The 807-nt window shown below is 76.5% G+C and carries 1 pseudogene; it reads right to left on the bottom strand.

Annotation, left to right across the window (positions count from 1 at the left end):
- Window positions 1–696: pseudogene (locus D8M29_RS12845) on the bottom strand (ATP-dependent DNA helicase RecG); the annotation flags it as partial.
- Window positions 697–807 lie beyond the last annotated feature (111 nt).

The following is an 807-nucleotide window of genomic DNA, read 5'->3' as shown; positions in this document are numbered from 1 at the left end:
GGCCGGGCCGGTGGCGGCGACGTCGTGCGGGGCGTGCAGGTCCCGGTACGCCTGCGCGGTGCCCGGCAGCGGCGCGTCCAGGTCGAGCGCCGCGGCGGCCTCCGCGCGGATCCGCTCGGTGAGCAGCTCGGGGATCCGTCCCAGGTCGACGGTCTCGAGCACCCGGGCGACGGCGGAGCGGACCGTCCACGACGGCAGCTTCCCCGTGGCCCGGTAGAGCGGGACCGGTCGCACGTCCACCTCCCCCGGGGCGACGTCGTCGTCCAGGAGGGCGAAGTCCGGGTTGTTCAGCGTGATCCGGCCGCGGTACTCGGTCGTGCGGCCCTGGAACATGGCGGTCATCCCGGGGGCGAGGCGGCGGCGGGCGTCGTGGCCGTTGAAGAAGGCCATGGACAGGCTCGCCCCCGGCACGCCGGCCACGGACGGGTCCGCGACGGTGACGTCCACGATGAACCCGGGCCGGCTGTGCATGCGCCGCGTGGTCACCGACTCCACGACGGCGACGACGGTCACCTCGGCGTCGTGCGGCAGCGCGGCGATGGGGGTGAGCTCGCCGCGCTCGATCCAGCGGCGCGGCACGTGGTCCAGCAGGTCCCCGACCGTGGTCAGCCCGAGCTCCTTCTCGAGGCGGGCGGGCAGCTTCCCGCCCAGCACCTCGGACAGGGGCAGCTCGGTGACGGGGGCCTCAGCGGCCATGGCACCCGTCCGGTGCGGCGTCGCCGTGCGACGGCCCGGCCAGGTCGGTGACGGCCAGGCCCTCGACGTCGCCGGCGGCCCGCAGGGGGCCGATCGCGTCCTCGGCGCGGA

The organism is Micrococcus sp. HSID17227, from assembly GCF_003989405.1.
Classification (GTDB): Bacteria; Actinomycetota; Actinomycetes; order Actinomycetales; family Micrococcaceae; genus Micrococcus; species Micrococcus luteus.
This window is presented reverse-complemented; position numbering and strand designations above follow the sequence as displayed.